Source organism: Citrobacter sp. CtB7.12, assembly GCF_001297795.1.
Classification (GTDB): Bacteria; Pseudomonadota; Gammaproteobacteria; order Enterobacterales; family Enterobacteriaceae; genus Citrobacter_A; species Citrobacter_A amalonaticus.
Genome location: NZ_LIFT01000005.1, coordinates 111,603 through 125,848 on the forward strand (window position 1 = coordinate 111,603; position 14,246 = coordinate 125,848).

Annotated in this window: 15 protein-coding genes; 7 read left to right on the forward strand and 8 right to left on the reverse strand. The window is 54.6% G+C overall.

The features are described 5' to 3' along the window. Nucleotides 1-414: 414 nt before the first annotated feature. The gene (gene panM / locus AOY24_RS08665; protein WP_044253808.1) at nt 415-798 is read left to right on the forward strand and encodes an aspartate 1-decarboxylase autocleavage activator PanM; all 384 of its coding nucleotides are present in this window, start codon (nt 415-417) and stop codon (nt 796-798) included. 179 nt (nt 799-977) lie between these two features. On the opposite strand, the gene livJ is transcribed toward panM, so the two are convergent. The 6 genes from livJ to ftsY all read right to left on the reverse strand — a co-directional run bounded on the left by livJ (nt 978) and on the right by ftsY (nt 8,000). After that, nucleotides 978-2,078 carry a branched chain amino acid ABC transporter substrate-binding protein LivJ gene (livJ, locus tag AOY24_RS08670; RefSeq protein WP_142764811.1) on the reverse strand — a complete coding sequence of 367 codons (1,101 nt, stop codon included), beginning with the start codon at nt 2,076-2,078 and terminating at the stop codon, nt 978-980. Nucleotides 2,079-2,286: 208 nt separating this feature from the next. After that, complete coding sequence (locus AOY24_RS08675; RefSeq protein WP_054176487.1) at nt 2,287-3,552, reverse strand: 4-aminobutyrate--2-oxoglutarate transaminase; 1,266 nt, start codon at nt 3,550-3,552, stop codon at nt 2,287-2,289. A 130-nt stretch (nt 3,553-3,682) separates the two neighbouring features. After that, nucleotides 3,683-4,537 carry an RNA polymerase sigma factor RpoH gene (gene rpoH / locus AOY24_RS08680; protein ID WP_042998479.1) on the reverse strand — a complete coding sequence of 285 codons (855 nt, stop codon included), beginning with the start codon at nt 4,535-4,537 and terminating at the stop codon, nt 3,683-3,685. Between the two features lie 253 nt (nt 4,538-4,790). Then, nucleotides 4,791-5,849: a permease-like cell division protein FtsX gene (gene ftsX / locus AOY24_RS08685; protein ID WP_042998480.1), complete on the reverse strand. Its 1,059-nt coding sequence runs from the start codon at nt 5,847-5,849 to the stop codon at nt 4,791-4,793. Next, complete coding sequence (gene ftsE / locus AOY24_RS08690) at nt 5,842-6,510, reverse strand: cell division ATP-binding protein FtsE (protein WP_042998481.1); 669 nt, start codon at nt 6,508-6,510, stop codon at nt 5,842-5,844. Before ftsE ends, ftsX begins: the two co-directional genes overlap by 8 nt. 2 nt (nt 6,511-6,512) lie before the next feature. Next, nucleotides 6,513-8,000: a signal recognition particle-docking protein FtsY gene (ftsY, locus tag AOY24_RS08695; RefSeq protein WP_044327805.1), complete on the reverse strand. Its 1,488-nt coding sequence runs from the start codon at nt 7,998-8,000 to the stop codon at nt 6,513-6,515. Between the two features lie 159 nt (nt 8,001-8,159). Between ftsY and rsmD the strand changes: the two genes are divergently transcribed. Both rsmD and AOY24_RS08705 read left to right on the forward strand, forming a co-directional pair. Then, nucleotides 8,160-8,756: a 16S rRNA (guanine(966)-N(2))-methyltransferase gene (rsmD, locus tag AOY24_RS08700; protein ID WP_042998483.1), complete on the forward strand. Its 597-nt coding sequence runs from the start codon at nt 8,160-8,162 to the stop codon at nt 8,754-8,756. Then, complete coding sequence (locus AOY24_RS08705; RefSeq protein WP_042998484.1) at nt 8,746-9,015, forward strand: DUF1145 family protein; 270 nt, start codon at nt 8,746-8,748, stop codon at nt 9,013-9,015. The genes rsmD and AOY24_RS08705 overlap by 11 nt, the downstream gene beginning before the upstream one ends. A 65-nt stretch (nt 9,016-9,080) precedes the next feature. Here the strand turns inward: AOY24_RS08705 and AOY24_RS08710 are convergent, their stop codons facing one another. Beyond that, nucleotides 9,081-9,440, reverse strand: coding sequence for a DUF2500 domain-containing protein (locus AOY24_RS08710; RefSeq protein WP_044327803.1), 360 nt, complete (start codon nt 9,438-9,440; stop codon nt 9,081-9,083). Nucleotides 9,441-9,581: 141 nt separating this feature from the next. Here AOY24_RS08710 and AOY24_RS08715 point away from each other — a divergent pair, with 141 nt between their 5' ends. Both AOY24_RS08715 and zntA read left to right on the forward strand, forming a co-directional pair. Next, the gene (locus AOY24_RS08715) at nt 9,582-10,208 is read left to right on the forward strand and encodes a lysoplasmalogenase (RefSeq protein WP_044253586.1); all 627 of its coding nucleotides are present in this window, start codon (nt 9,582-9,584) and stop codon (nt 10,206-10,208) included. A gap of 76 nt (nt 10,209-10,284) precedes the next feature. Further along, a complete protein-coding gene (gene zntA / locus AOY24_RS08720) occupies nt 10,285-12,483 on the forward strand; it encodes a Zn(II)/Cd(II)/Pb(II) translocating P-type ATPase ZntA (RefSeq protein ID WP_054176488.1) in 2,199 nt (732 codons plus the stop codon). Between the two features lie 45 nt (nt 12,484-12,528). On the opposite strand, the gene tusA is transcribed toward zntA, so the two are convergent. Beyond that, complete coding sequence (tusA, locus tag AOY24_RS08725) at nt 12,529-12,774, reverse strand: sulfurtransferase TusA (RefSeq protein WP_042998488.1); 246 nt, start codon at nt 12,772-12,774, stop codon at nt 12,529-12,531. A 170-nt stretch (nt 12,775-12,944) separates the two neighbouring features. Here tusA and AOY24_RS08730 point away from each other — a divergent pair, with 170 nt between their 5' ends. Further along, nucleotides 12,945-13,610 carry a 7-cyano-7-deazaguanine/7-aminomethyl-7-deazaguanine transporter gene (locus AOY24_RS08730; RefSeq protein ID WP_042998489.1) on the forward strand — a complete coding sequence of 222 codons (666 nt, stop codon included), beginning with the start codon at nt 12,945-12,947 and terminating at the stop codon, nt 13,608-13,610. Nucleotides 13,611-13,687: 77 nt separating this feature from the next. Then, nucleotides 13,688-14,245, forward strand: coding sequence for a DcrB family lipoprotein (locus AOY24_RS08735; protein ID WP_044327800.1), 558 nt, complete (start codon nt 13,688-13,690; stop codon nt 14,243-14,245). Nucleotide 14,246 lies beyond the last annotated feature (1 nt).

Sequence of the window (14,246 nt, forward strand, 5' to 3'; positions counted from 1 at the left end):
AATCCCCATTCGTGATGTACTTATTTTCTATTTATATGGTTAAAAAGCAGACTGTGCTTTTTTTGCACTACACTATTTTTACCAGTCTGATTAATGGTTTAGCGCAGTATTTTCCGCAAATACAGCGTAAAACCTCTATTTTTCAGTCTATTAAGAACAGATAATATTCTGCTTTTCACCATAGATAAACAAAAAAAAGCACACTTGTCAGCATAAAATAACGGGACAATGAGCCGAATAAAACACTACCTTCCAGGGTATTATCCTGCCTGTTTTTCATTCTCTGATGTTTCGAACTGAGGTTCTGACCGTCATAAAATTAATCACCTGCCAAATGATTTAAAAAAGAGAAAGCGTCCGGTTGAATTATTTCGGTACACTTGCACTCTCTTTTGTGATTTGGACATGCTGTCGATGAAGCTGACCATCATTCGTTTAGAACACTTTAGCGATCAGGATCTGATCGACCTGGGCAAAATCTGGCCGGAGTATTCCGCCGCCTCTTTAAGCGTAGATGAAACGCACCGGATCTACGCGGCACGATTTAATGAGCGGTTGTTAGGCGCCGTAAGGGTCACCCTGAGCGGCACTCAGGGCGCGCTGGATTCGCTGCGCATCCGTGACGTCACGCGGCGTCGGGGGGTGGGAAAATATCTGGTGGAAGAAGTGATCCATGATAATCCGAACGTCTCCTCCTGGTGGATGGCGGATGTCGGCGTGGAAGACCGGGGCGTCATGGCGGCGTTTATGCAGGTACTGGGCTTCACCGCACAGCAAAACGGCTGGGAAAAACGTTAAAAAAGCCGGGTGGCGGCTTCGCCTTACCCGGCTGGCTATATTCTCTGCTGCCTTTTCCCAAGAATTTCGTGTTGCAGGAAGGCGGCAAGGGATGACATCCCCGGAAGCTTACCGACGTAAGTGACCGGGGTTGAATAACACAGCCAATGCACCTGCAATGCGCAAAGGCGCCGTGGAAATTACTTCGCGTCGGTCGCCGTGCCGTTGGCATGCCAGTCGAAGACGCCGAATTCAAAGCCTTTCAAGTCACCCTTCTCATCCCACGACAGCGGTCCCATGACGGTATCCACGGAGTTCGCTTTCAGCCAGGTGGCGATTTCAGCCGGATCGGCTGACTGGTTCAGGCCCGCCTGCAAAGATTGCAGCGCGGCGTAGGTGGTCCACACGAACGCCCCGCTCGGATCTTGTTTTTTCGCCTTGATCGCATCAACGATAGGTTTGTTCGCAGGTACCTGGTCGTAGTTCTTCGGTTTGGTCACCAGCAGACCTTCGGCCGATTCACCGGCGATGTTAGACAGGGAAACGTTGGCTACCCCTTCAGGACCCATGAACTGCGTTTTCAGACCCGCAGCACGTGCCTGACGCAGGATCTGCCCCATTTCCGGGTGATAACCGCCGTAGTAAACGAAGTCGATATTCTCTTTCTTCAGACGCGCCACCAGCGTGGAGAAGTCTTTCTCACCGGCGGTGATACCGTCAAAGAACACCACGTTAGCGTTGCCCTTCTTCAGATTTTCCTGCACGGCACGCGCCAGACCTTCACCGTACTGTTGTTTGTCGTGAACGATCGCGATGCGCTGCGGCTTCACTTTTTCCAGAATGTATTTCGCGGCGGTCGGACCCTGGTCTGAGTCCAGGCCCGTGGTGCGCAGCACCAGCTTGTAGCCGCGAGAGGTCAGCTCCGGTGCCGTTGCCGCCGGGGTGATCATCAGAATGCCTTCGTCTTCGTAGATGTCAGACGCGGGCTGAGTGGAAGAGGAGCACAGGTGGCCGATAACGTATTTGATGCCGTCATTAATCACTTTGTTGGCGACTGCGACCGCTTGTTTCGGGTCACAGGCATCATCATATTTTACGATCTGCAGTTTTTCGCCTTTGATTCCGCCTTTGGCATTAATGTCTGCAACCGCTTGTTCTGCGCCAGTAAACTCCTGGTCGCCGTACTGGGCTACCGGACCGGACATCGCACCGACAACAGCGACTTTAATATCGGCCTGAGCCATTGTGCTGAATGCCAACGCGATACATCCTGCCAGTAACGCTTTACCCTTCATATTCATCCTGACCTTCCCCATTCTTATGGTTATTACGACTATTGTGATGTTGTTGTGTAGCGCTTTATTTCGATTATAGGTGTGCAGCTCGCGCATTTTCAGCACACTCTGCTAAAACATACCCCATTTTTATAGTTTTGGAATAGCTAATTTCATATTCAAATAATAAGTGAACGACATAGCGTCGTGCCGCCCGGTAATGGACGGCACAGGTTTATCGTGTCAGCGAGTGGGTGATAATGCCGAGCGCCTGACGAAATTGCGCGTCAGGGATGGTGAGCGGATAAAGAAAACGGATGACGTTGCCATACACGCCGCAACTCAGTAGCAGAAGTCCTTCCTGCAAGGCGCGATCCTGCACCTGCCGCGTGAATTCCGGGGAAGGTTTTCCGCTATGCGGATCGTTGAATTCTACCGCCACCATCGACCCCTGCGCGCGAATATCGGCAATAAACGGGCAGTCCGCTTTTGCCTGGTTCAACGCCTCGACCAGCGTCGTGCCCAATGTAGCGGCGCGGGCGCAGAGCTGTTCTTCATCAATCACATCCAGCACCGCGTGTGCCGCAGCAACCGCCAGCGGGTTACCGGCATACGTTCCCCCCAGACCACCAGGCGCAGGGGCATCCATCACTTCGGAACGGCCAGCGACCGCAGAGAGCGGCATACCGCCTGCCAGGCTTTTCGCCATCGTCATCAGATCAGGCTGTACGCCATGATGCTCCATCGCAAACAGTTTGCCGGTACGGGCAAAGCCGGTTTGCACCTCATCGGCGATCAACAAGATACCGTGGGTATCGCACAACGCCCGCAGCGCCTGCATGAACTCCGTTGGCGCAATATTAAAACCCCCTTCGCCCTGAACCGGTTCAAGAATGATGGCGGCAACCTGATCTGGCGCAATATCGGCTTTGAAAATGCGCTCCAGACTTTGCAGCGCATCGGCGGTGCTCACACCATGTAACGCATTAGGGTACTGAGCGTGATAAACCGAACCAGGGAACGGGCCAAAACCGATTTTGTAAGGTGCCACTTTACCGGTCAGCGCCATCGTCATGAAAGTCCGCCCGTGGAAAGCGCCGCCAAAGGTAATGAGCCCGGGTCGTTTGGTATATGCGCGGGCAATCTTCACCGCGTTTTCCACCGCTTCTGCCCCGGTGGAGAAGAATGCCGTCTTCACTGGCCCGTCAATCGGCACACGTTTATTGATACGTTCCGCCAGTCGGACATAGCTTTCGTAGGGAACAATCTGGTAAGCGGTATGAGTAAAAGACTGGAGCTGTTTTTCGATGGCGGCGATGATTTTTGGGTGACGATGCCCGGTATTCAGCACCGCAATACCAGCGGCAAAATCGATCACCTCACGGCCTTCCACATCCCACAATGTTGCGTTTTCCGCCCTCTCAGCGTAAAAGCCACACATCACGCCGATCCCGCGCGGCGTCGCCTGCAAACGCCGTTCATTCAGTTCGTTATTCTTCATTTTCTTCCCCTAAGATGCGCACAACCCATCGGTAAGTGTTTGCCAGGGGGGAGGAATTCGCCAGATCAGGCGCTAAAAAAACAAAAACCCCGGACAGTTATCCAGGGTTTTAGCGGGGACTTCGCGGGAGTTACGCTTCGATAGCGGCGCGAAGTTTTTTCATGGCGTTCTTTTCAAGCTGACGCACACGTTCTGCGGAAACACCGTAGCGATCGGCCAGTTCCTGCAGCGTAGATTTGTTATCTTCGTCCAGCCAGCGGGCGCGGATAATATCCTGGCTACGCTCGTCGAGACCTTCCATCGCATGGGTCAGTTTGTTGGCAGCCTGATCTTCCCAGTTATCCTCTTCAATGCCGTCGGCAAAGTTAGAGGTTTTATCCTGCAGATACAGGACGGGCGCCATCGGCTGGCTGTCGGACTCATCGTCCGGGGACATATCAAACGTCATGTCCTGCGCCGCCATACGAGATTCCATCTCGCGGACGTCTTTACTGGAAACACCCAGCTCACGCGCCACCATTTCCACTTCATCCTGATTAAACCAGCCCAGACGCTGCTTGGTTTTACGCAGATTAAAGAACAGCTTACGCTGTGCTTTAGTGGTCGCCACTTTCACGATACGCCAGTTACGCAGGACATATTCGTGGATCTCAGCTTTAATCCAGTGCACGGCGAAGGAAACCAGGCGCACACCCACTTCCGGGTTGAAACGGCGCACGGCTTTCATCAGGCCGATATTCCCTTCCTGAATGAGATCCGCCTGCGGCAGGCCATAGCCCGCATAGTTACGAGCAACATGAACAACAAAGCGCAGGTGAGACAGGATCAGCGTCTTAGCTGCTTCCAGATCGCCCTGGTAATGCAGCTTTTCAGCCAGTGCCCGTTCCTCGTCAGCCGACAACATCGGCCACGCGTTCGCAGCCCGGATGTAAGACTCCAGGTTACCAACAGGGGCTAAAGCTAAATTTTGCATTTCTTTGGTCATTCAAATCCTCTCAATTTTTATCGTCTGGCACCACAGCGATAGATATCAGCAACAACCGTGCCAGCGTTAATGAGCAACGAGATTAGCATTCACTCTTTTATCAGACCGTGATTTTATCCACAAGTTCAATGCAACGTTGTGTATAAATTACGCACAAATTGTGACATGAAGATGAAAAGTGGGGAAGAGACAACAGGAACTCTTTCCCTGCGAACGGAAACCCATTGCAGGGAAAGATTATATCACGGTTTTTTTAATCAGGAGTAAAGTGACGTAAATGTTGAACCGTCGCGAGCCACGCCGCCACCCAGCCGATCATCGAGCAAACCAGCAGCAGTAACAGGCACTCATCGAACGATAAGCCATTGAGATCAAACTTCGTTCCGAAAACTTGCGCCACTTCCGTGACCGCCGACGACAGTCGTAACACCAAAATTTCTGACAAAATCAGTGAAAGAAATGCGCCAGAAAAACCGAGCAATGCGCCGCCGTACAAGAACGGACGCAGGATAAATCCATCCGTCGCACCAATCAGTTTTTGCACGTTAATCGTATCGCGACGGGCAAAGATGCTCAGCCGCACGCTGTTACCAATGACGAGGAAGACGGCGGCAACCATCAGCACACCAATCATCGCCGACACTCGCCCGACCAGACCGGTCAGCGCCGCCAGACGGGCAAACCAGCTGTCGTCCATCCGCACTTCATCAATCCCGTTAATACGAGAGACGCGGTCGCGCAGCGTATTCAGCGAATCGGTGCTCTGGAAGTCGAGTTTCGGGATCACCACCGCCACCGCAGGCAAGGGATTCTCTTCCAGCATATCCAGCGCGCCGCCGAAACCGGACCAGTTGCGGAATTCGCCGAGGGCATCTTCACGAGAAAGGTAATTCACCTTCTCCACACCCTGCTCAGCCTGCAACTGGGCGACGACGCCTGCCGCCGCATCATCATCCAGCGTTTTTTGCAGATAAACGGTGATCTGCGGAGACGGGTAATACTGCGTCGCTGCCTGGTTAACGTTTTTGTAGACCATGTAGCAGACGCTCGGCAGAGTCAGGGAGATGGCAATCACCATCACCGTCAGAAACGTCGCCAGCGGTTTGCTTTTCAGATCCTGTAACGCGCCCTGGAACGCATAGCGCACCTGCTCGTTAAAGACGTTGGTTTTACGTGAGTTCGGCTTTGGCGACGGTTTCGCCCGCTTCGGCGCGTTACGTCCACCGTCACCGGAGGAGCCGCCGGAACGACGAAAACGGTCCAGCCGTCCGCCGAACTGTTTGATTTGATTGATAGCGTCGCGCTTATTCACGGGCTTCGCCTCCATGCAAATGGCCATCACTCAGGGTAAGCATACGGTACGACCGACGGGAAATGAGCCCGATGTCGTGCGTCGCCATCAGCACCGTCACCCCGACGCGGTTAAACTCTTCGAACAGACGCAGAATCCCTTCCGACAGCGCGTCATCCAGGTTACCGGTCGGTTCATCCGCCAGCAGTACCGCTGGCTTGTTCACCACCGCACGGGCGATCCCGACACGCTGCTGTTCACCCCCGGAGAGCTGAATCGGGAAGTTTTTCGCTTTGTCCAGCAGTCCAACCTTGTCCAGCGCCGCCGATACGCGACGACGAATATCATCCCCGCTGGCACCGGCGATAATCAGCGGGATCGCCACATTGTCGAATACCGTTCGGTCCATCAACAGGTGGTGATCCTGGAAAATCATGCCGATCTGACGACGCAAAAACGGCACTTCACGGTTTTTCAGTCGCGTGATGTCATGCCCACTGAAGAGGATTTTCCCGGCGCTGGGCCGCTCAATCCCACAGATAAGCTTCAGCAGGGTACTTTTCCCCGCGCCGGAGTGGCCGGTCAGAAACGCCATCTCGCCCGGCTGCATATGGAATGTGACCCCTTGCAGCGCTTGTCTCCCACCGAGATAGGCCTTGCTGACATGTTCAAAGCGAATCATTGTTAATCCTCTCGGGCAAAAAGTGCCTCTATAAAATCGTCCGCCTTAAACGGACGTAAATCCTCGATACGTTCGCCCACACCAATATAGCGGATAGGGATGCCAAACTGATCGGCCACCGAGAAGATCACCCCACCTTTCGCCGTACCGTCCAGCTTGGTCAGGGTAATACCGGTCAGGCCCACCGCTTCATGGAACAGTTTGGCCTGGCTTATCGCATTCTGCCCGGTGCTGGCATCAAGCGTCAGCATAACTTCATGCGGCGCGTCTTCGTCCAGTTTCTTCATCACGCGAACGATTTTTTTCAGTTCTTCCATCAGGTGCGATTTGTTTTGCAGACGACCTGCGGTATCGGCAATCAGCACATCAATGTGACGCGCCTTCGCGGCCTGAATGGCGTCAAAGATAACGGAAGCGGAATCCGCGCCGGTATGCTGGGCAATCACCGGAATATTGTTACGCTGACCCCAGACCTGCAACTGTTCGACCGCTGCGGCGCGGAACGTATCGCCCGCCGCCAGCATCACGGATTTCCCTTGCTGTTCAAACTGGCGCGCCAGCTTACCGATGGTGGTGGTTTTCCCCACCCCATTCACGCCGACCATCAGAATAACAAACGGCGTTTTACCTTCAACGTTCAGCGGTTCATCGACTTTCGCCAGAATCTCGCCCATCTCGTCTTTCAGCAGTCCGTACAGCGCTTCAGCATCTTTAAGCTGTTTGCGGCTGGCGCCTTCCGTCAGATTGGCGATGATTTTGCGCGTGGTTTCCACGCCCACATCGGCAATCAGCAGTTGTTCTTCCAGCTCTTCAAACAGATCATCGTCGATTTTTTTACCACGGAACAGACTGATAAATCCGGAACCGAGGTTTTCTTTGGTTTTCAGTAAGCTGCGTTTCAGACGCGCGAAAAAACCTTCTTTGGTCGGTTTTTCCTGTTCCTGAATCATCTCTTCGACCGGCGCGTCTTTTTCCGCCAGCGGAACGATCATTTGCGCGTCTTCCGCCGCTTCCGCCGCCAGCGCTTGTGCTTCCAACTCTTCGTCGGTCAGTTCCGGTTCGTTTTGCGCCTCTTCTTCTACCGCTTCAACAATCTCAACGGTTTCCGCTTCGGCCTGCCACTCTTCAGCGGAGGTTTCCTCTTCGGCTTTCACCTCTTCAGGCAACGGCAGCTCTTCGTGCGCAACGGCAATCTGCGGCTCAACCTGCGCGTCAACATGCTCTTTCGCGACAGCGGGTTCTGCTGACTGGAAGGTTTCGATTTCCTGAACCTGTTCCGTCACCTCAACCACTTCCTCAGCAAAGGCTTCAGTCTCTTCTTTGCTGTGAAGCGGCGCTTGCGCTTCTACGTCAGCCGCCGTTTCAACGGGTTCGTCGGACGGTAATTGCGCTTCAACACCCTGCTGTTCTTCGGTTTTTTGTTCTTGTTCCTGCTCTTTTTCACCAAAGCCCAGCCAGGAAAAGAAGCCACGTTTTTTCTGTTTTGCCATCTGCGATTACGCTCCTGGGGACTCATTCTCTTGCCGCTTTGAGGCATCCTGAATGATTTTGTGTATAGACGCTAAAAAAAATGATGAAATAGTCTATCACTTTACTTAATCCACATCACCGCCTGGAATCATCTGCACGCGGCGGTTTGAGCAACAGAAATGAAAAAAACGAATCACTCAGGTAGCGGCCAAATCCGCATTATTGGCGGACAATGGCGCGGCCGCAAACTCCCGGTCCCCGATAGCCCTGGTCTCCGTCCGACAACGGATCGCGTGCGTGAAACGCTGTTTAACTGGCTGGCACCGGTGATAGTAGAAGCCCAATGTCTGGACTGTTTTGCCGGAAGCGGCGCACTGGGGCTGGAAGCGCTATCACGCTATGCCGCTGGCGCCACGCTGCTGGAGAGGGATCGCGCAGTCTCTCAGCAGTTACAAAAGAACCTGGCTACGCTGAAAGCAGGGAATGCAAAAGTCGTTAACACGAATACCCTGACATTCCTGACGCAGTCAGGCACGCCGCATAACGTGGTATTTGTCGATCCGCCGTTTCGTAAAGGGTTACTGGAAGAAACTTTAAACCTGCTGGAAACTCACGGCTGGCTGGCGGATGTTGCCTGGATTTACGTGGAAAGCGAAGTGGAAAACGGTCTGCCGCCCGTGCCGACGAACTGGTCATTATACCGGGAAAAAATCGCCGGGCAGGTCGCGTACCGTTTGTATCAACGCGAAGCACAAGGAGAAAGCGATGCTGATTAATCTTGGTCGACTACTGATGCTCGGCGTGTGGGCATTCTTATTGTTAAACCTGGTGCAACCCTTCCCGCGACCGCTCAACATCTTCGTTAACGTCGCCCTCGTGTTCATGGTACTGATGCACGGCATGCAGCTGGCGCTACTGAAGTCCACCCTGCCCAAAGACGGACCGCAAATGACCACCGGCGAGAAAGTCCGTATTTTCCTGTTTGGCGTGTTTGAGCTGCTGGTCTGGCAGAAGAAGTTTAACGTTAAAAAGTAATACGGCATGAAGGTGCCGGATAGCGCTTCGCTTATCCGGCTTACCCAGGTGAGCGGTTTCCCGTCTTAGTGCTGTGCAACAAACTCGACGAAGCGCGACCCTTTGTAACTTAGCGTCCCTTTATCCCCCACCGTCAGCGCATGATACTGACGCGCCTCCAGGCGGAAGGTCTTTTCCAGCCCGCCGTTCTGTGGTTTAAAGCTCACCTCATAGCGCATACTGGTTCCCGCTGGCGTGACCTGCTGCTGTCGGGAACGTCGGTCGTTGATGGGTTTTTCACGTTTATTGCTGACCACCATTTGCGCCTGACGAAGCGGTGCCGCATCGTTATCGGCTTTTTCCCGCCGCTGCTGCATAAAGCGGAATGAGGCGGCAACGATAATTAAGACAATGATAATAATGAAGAAAAGTGGCGGCTTACTCATATTGATAACCCATCAGAAAATGCGGAAATAAGCATACCCTGCCCGTTATGGTGTTGTCATCAGGTGGTCGCGGCCTCTACACTGAACATCAGGGTTGTGAGCATACCGCTTACGAAAAAATAACGAATTCAAGGAACTATGATGCTTTGGTCGTTTATCGCTGTCTGCCTTTCCGCATGGTTATTTGTGGATGCCTCCTACCGTGGACCCGCCTGGCAACGCTGGGTCTTTAAACCCGTCACCTTATTACTCCTGCTGTTACTGGCCTGGCAGGCGCCGATGTTCAACGCCGTGAGCTATCTGGTGCTGGCCGGTCTTTGCGCCTCACTGGTTGGCGATGCGCTAACATTATTGCCGCGTCAGCGACTGCTCTATGCGATTGGTGCCTTTTTCCTCTCGCACCTGTTGTACACCATCTATTTTGCCAGCCAGATGACGCTCTCTTTCTTCTGGCCGCTACCGCTGGTGCTGATGGTGCTGGGCGCGCTGCTGATTGCGGTGATCTGGACACGCCTTGAAGAACTGCGCTGGCCGGTGTGTACCTTTATCGCCATGACGCTGGTGATGGTCTGGTTAGCCGGTGAGCTGTGGTTTTTCCGCCCCACCGCACCTGCGCTGTCGGCGTTTTTGGGTGCGTCGCTGCTGTTCATTGGCAACATCGTCTGGCTGGGCAGTCATTACCGCTGTCGTTTTCGCGCGGACAACGCTATCGCCGCCGCCTGCTACTTTGCCGGGCACTTCCTGATCGTCCGCTCGCTTTATCTCTAATAACGCTTGACTCTGGAGTCGACTCCAGAGTGTATCCTCCGGTTAATGAGAAAATTATCATCAACCGGAGGATGCCATGTCGATACCTGCTCACAATGGCAAAAAAGCCCCACAGTTTTCATCTTTCAAGCCAGCTCCCACGCCCCAGAAGCCCGATGACTGCTGCTGCGAAGGCGCATGCTCAGCCCCTGAATCTGTTGTTGAAACGGTTAAAGGCACCCGCTATAGCTGGAAAGTATCCGGGATGGACTGCGCCGCCTGCGCCCGCAAAGTAGAAAACGCGGTGCGCCAGGTCAGCGGTGTCAACCAGGTCCAGGTGCTGTTTGCCACCGAGAAACTGGTCGTCGACAGCAACGGCGATCTTCGCCTGCAAATCGAGCATGCGGTGCAAAAAGCGGGTTACACCCTACGCGATGAACAGGCGAGGGAAGAAGCCCCGGAATCCCGCGTTAAAGAGAACCTGCCGCTGCTCACGCTTCTCGTCATGATGGCGCTCAGTTGGGGACTGGAGCAATTCAACCATCCGTTCGGCCAACTGGCATTTATCGCCACGACGCTGCTCGGCCTGTTCCCGATTGCCCGCCAGGCGCTACGGCTGATAAAAACCGGCAGTTGGTTTGCCATTGAAACGCTGATGAGCGTCGCGGCTATCGGGGCGCTGTTCATCGGTGCCACAGCAGAAGCGGCGATGGTATTGCTGCTGTTCCTGATTGGCGAACGCCTCGAAGGCTGGGCCGCCAGTCGCGCCCGCAAAGGGGTCAGCGCGCTGATGGCGCTGAAACCGGAAACCGCGACACGTCTGCGCAACGGCGTACGCGAAGAGGTGGCGATCAACACGCTGCAACCGGGCGACATCATTGAAGTCGCTGCCGGGGGACGTCTCCCTGCCGACGGTAAACTGGTCTCTGGTTTTGCCAGTTTTGATGAGAGTGCGTTGACGGGAGAATCGATCCCGGTGGAACGCGCCACCGGTGAAAAAGTCCCGGCAGGGGCGACCAGCGTGGACCGTCTCGTCACGCTGGAAGTGCTCTCTGAACCGGGTGCCAGCGCGATTGACCGCATTCTGAAGTTAATCGAAGAGGCCGAGGAGCGTCGTGCGCCAATCGAGCGTTTTATCGACCGCTTCAGCCGAATTTATACGCCGGCGATTATGGCCGTCGCCCTGCTGGTGACGCTCGTCCCGCCGCTGCTGTTCGCGGGCTCCTGGCAGGAGTGGATTTATAAAGGGTTAACGCTGCTGCTGATCGGCTGTCCGTGTGCGCTGGTCATCTCTACACCGGCAGCCATCACTTCTGGACTGGCGGCAGCAGCTCGTCGCGGGGCATTGATTAAAGGCGGCGCGGCGCTGGAACAGTTGGGCCGTATCACCCAGGTCGCCTTTGATAAAACCGGGACGTTGACCGTCGGGAAACCGCGCGTCACGGCAATTCATCCGGCTACCGGCGTCAGTGAGTCTGAACTGCTGGCGCTGGCCGCGGCTGTCGAGCAAGGCGCAACGCATCCGCTGGCGCAGGCCATTGTGTGCGAAGCACAAACCGCAGGGCTGACGATCCCATCCGCCGAGGGGCAACGGGCGCTGGTAGGGTCAGGGATTGAAGCGCAGGTGAATGGCGAAAGCGTTCTGATTTGCGCTGCCGGGAAACGTCCTGCCGACGCCTTTGCCGGAGAGATTAATCAGCTTGAAAGCGCCGGGCAGACGGTCGTTCTGGTCCTGCGCAATGAGACCGTGATCGGCGTCATCGCCCTGCAGGATACGCTACGCAACGATGCTCGCACCGCCATCCGCGAACTGAACGCGCTGGGCGTGAACGGCGTGATCCTGACTGGCGATAACCCGCGCGCGGCAGCCGCCATTGCTGGCGAGCTGGGTCTGACGTTTAACGCCGGGCTGCTACCGGAAGATAAAGTGAAGGCGGTCACCGCGCTCAATCAACAGTCGCCGCTGGCAATGGTGGGGGATGGCATTAACGATGCGCCAGCGATGAAGGCCGCCGCTATCGGGATCGCCATGGGTAGCGGCACCGACGTGGCGCTGGAAACGGCGGACGCCGCACTAACGCATAACCGCCTTACCGGGCTGGTGCAGATGATCCAACTGGCGCGTGCGACCCACGCCAATATCCGTCAGAACATCACCATTGCGCTGGGACTGAAGGGGATATTTCTTGTCACCACGCTGCTCGGAATGACCGGTCTGTGGCTGGCGGTGCTGGCGGATACCGGGGCAACGGTGCTGGTTACCGCTAACGCGCTGCGGTTGTTACGTAAAGGGTAACGTGTTTTTGCCGGATGGCGCTAACGCTTATCCGGCATAACAAGATTACTGGCCTTTACGCACCAGATAGCGGTACGGCAGAGAGTCGGTCTCTTTTGCCACCAGCTCATGCTCCATAAACGTACAGAAGCCGGGAATGTCGCGGGTGGTCGCCGGATCGTCCGCCACAATCAGCAGCGTTTCGCCGGTCCGCATGTTGCGTACGGTTTTACGCACCATCATCACCGGTTCCGGGCAGCGGAGCCCCTGGGCATCAAGGGTATGGTCGGGAGAGGAAAACAGATCGCTCATCGTGGTCTCGTTCACTAAAAAAACGGCTGTAGTTTACGCTCAGTTCGGAAGTAAGCCAATCAGGTTAACGATTGCGTGAAAAACAACCATTGCAATGCGCCCTTAAAGCAGTATCATGCGACCGTTTTATTGGGTTCCCTCACCCCAATCATCAATTAAAAAGGTACAATATGGCTCCGTTCACACAATCGCAGCGCGTAAAAGCGTTGTTCTGGCTATCGCTATTCCATCTGCTGGTGATCACCTCCAGTAACTATCTGGTCCAGCTCCCGGTCTCCATTTTTGGTTTCCATACCACCTGGGGCGCGTTTAGCTTTCCGTTTATTTTCCTCGCTACCGATCTGACCGTGCGCATTTTTGGCGCGCCATTGGCCCGTCGAATTATCTTTGCGGTGATGATGCCAGCGTTGCTGATCTCTTATGTGATTTCGTCGCTGTTCTATATGGGCTCCTGGCAGGGATTCGGGGCACTGATGCACTTCAATCTGTTTGTCGCCCGTATCGCAGTCGCCAGCTTTATGGCCTATGCACTGGGACAAATTCTCGATGTGCATGTCTTTAACCGCCTGCGACAGAACCGCCGCTGGTGGATGGCCCCGACCGCCTCAACGCTGTTTGGCAACGTCAGCGATACCCTTGCCTTTTTCTTCATTGCCTTCTGGCGCAGTCCGGATGCCTTCATGGCCGAGCACTGGATGGAAATCGCCATCGTCGATTACTGTTTCAAAGTGCTGATCAGCATCCTGTTCTTCCTGCCGATGTATGGCGTATTGCTGAATATGTTGCTGAAAAAACTGGCAGATAAATCTGAAATCCCGGCGATGCAGACAAGTTGAGCTAAAGGTTCCTTTTCCGGGTTGTGATAAGATGAACGGATGCGCCGTTATGGCCGTTTATCGAAAGGAAGAAGTCAATGCGTAATCTGGTTAAATATGTCGGTATTGGCCTGCTGGTTATGGGGCTGGCGGCCTGTGATAATAGTGATACAAAAGCGCCGGCAGAAGGCACGGCGGCAGAAAGCAACGCAACCGGTCAGCCGGTTTCTCTGCTGGATGGCAAACTGAGTTTCTCACTGCCGGCAGATATGACGGACCAGAGTGGCAAGCTGGGTACGCAGGCCAACAATATGCACGTCTACTCTGACGCGACCGGCCAGAAAGCGGTGATTGTCATCGTCGGTGATAACACCAACGAAGAGCTGTCCGTGCTGGCAAAACGCCTTGAAGATCAGCAGCGCAGCCGTGACCCGCAGTTGCAGGTGGTGACCAACAAATCCATCGAGCTGAAAGGTCACACGCTGCAACAGTTAGACAGCATCATCTCGGCGAAAGGCCAGACCGCTTACTCTTCTGTGGTGCTGGGAAAAGTCGATAACCAACTGCTGACTCTGCAAATTACGCTGCCAGCGGACGACCAGCAGAAAGCGCAGACGGCCGCTGAAAACATCATCAATACGCTGGTTATTCAGTAAC

Coding starts and splice junctions, on each gene's coding strand:
- ftsY (WP_044327805.1), bottom strand. CDS start 8,000: ATGGCAAAACAGAAAAAACGTGGCTTCTTTTCCTGGCTGGGCTTTGGT.
- AOY24_RS08705 (WP_042998484.1), top strand. CDS start 8,746: ATGCTGATTAATCTTGGTCGACTACTGATGCTCGGCGTGTGGGCATTC.
- rsmD (WP_042998483.1), top strand. CDS start 8,160: ATGAAAAAAACGAATCACTCAGGTAGCGGCCAAATCCGCATTATTGGC.
- AOY24_RS08675 (WP_054176487.1), bottom strand. CDS start 3,552: ATGAAGAATAACGAACTGAATGAACGGCGTTTGCAGGCGACGCCGCGC.
- rpoH (WP_042998479.1), bottom strand. CDS start 4,537: ATGACCAAAGAAATGCAAAATTTAGCTTTAGCCCCTGTTGGTAACCTG.
- tusA (WP_042998488.1), bottom strand. CDS start 12,774: ATGAGCGATCTGTTTTCCTCTCCCGACCATACCCTTGATGCCCAGGGG.
- zntA (WP_054176488.1), top strand. CDS start 10,285: ATGTCGATACCTGCTCACAATGGCAAAAAAGCCCCACAGTTTTCATCT.
- AOY24_RS08715 (WP_044253586.1), top strand. CDS start 9,582: ATGCTTTGGTCGTTTATCGCTGTCTGCCTTTCCGCATGGTTATTTGTG.
- livJ (WP_142764811.1), bottom strand. CDS start 2,078: ATGAATATGAAGGGTAAAGCGTTACTGGCAGGATGTATCGCGTTGGCA.
- panM (WP_044253808.1), top strand. CDS start 415: ATGAAGCTGACCATCATTCGTTTAGAACACTTTAGCGATCAGGATCTG.
- AOY24_RS08735 (WP_044327800.1), top strand. CDS start 13,688: ATGCGTAATCTGGTTAAATATGTCGGTATTGGCCTGCTGGTTATGGGG.
- AOY24_RS08710 (WP_044327803.1), bottom strand. CDS start 9,440: ATGAGTAAGCCGCCACTTTTCTTCATTATTATCATTGTCTTAATTATC.
- ftsE (WP_042998481.1), bottom strand. CDS start 6,510: ATGATTCGCTTTGAACATGTCAGCAAGGCCTATCTCGGTGGGAGACAA.
- AOY24_RS08730 (WP_042998489.1), top strand. CDS start 12,945: ATGGCTCCGTTCACACAATCGCAGCGCGTAAAAGCGTTGTTCTGGCTA.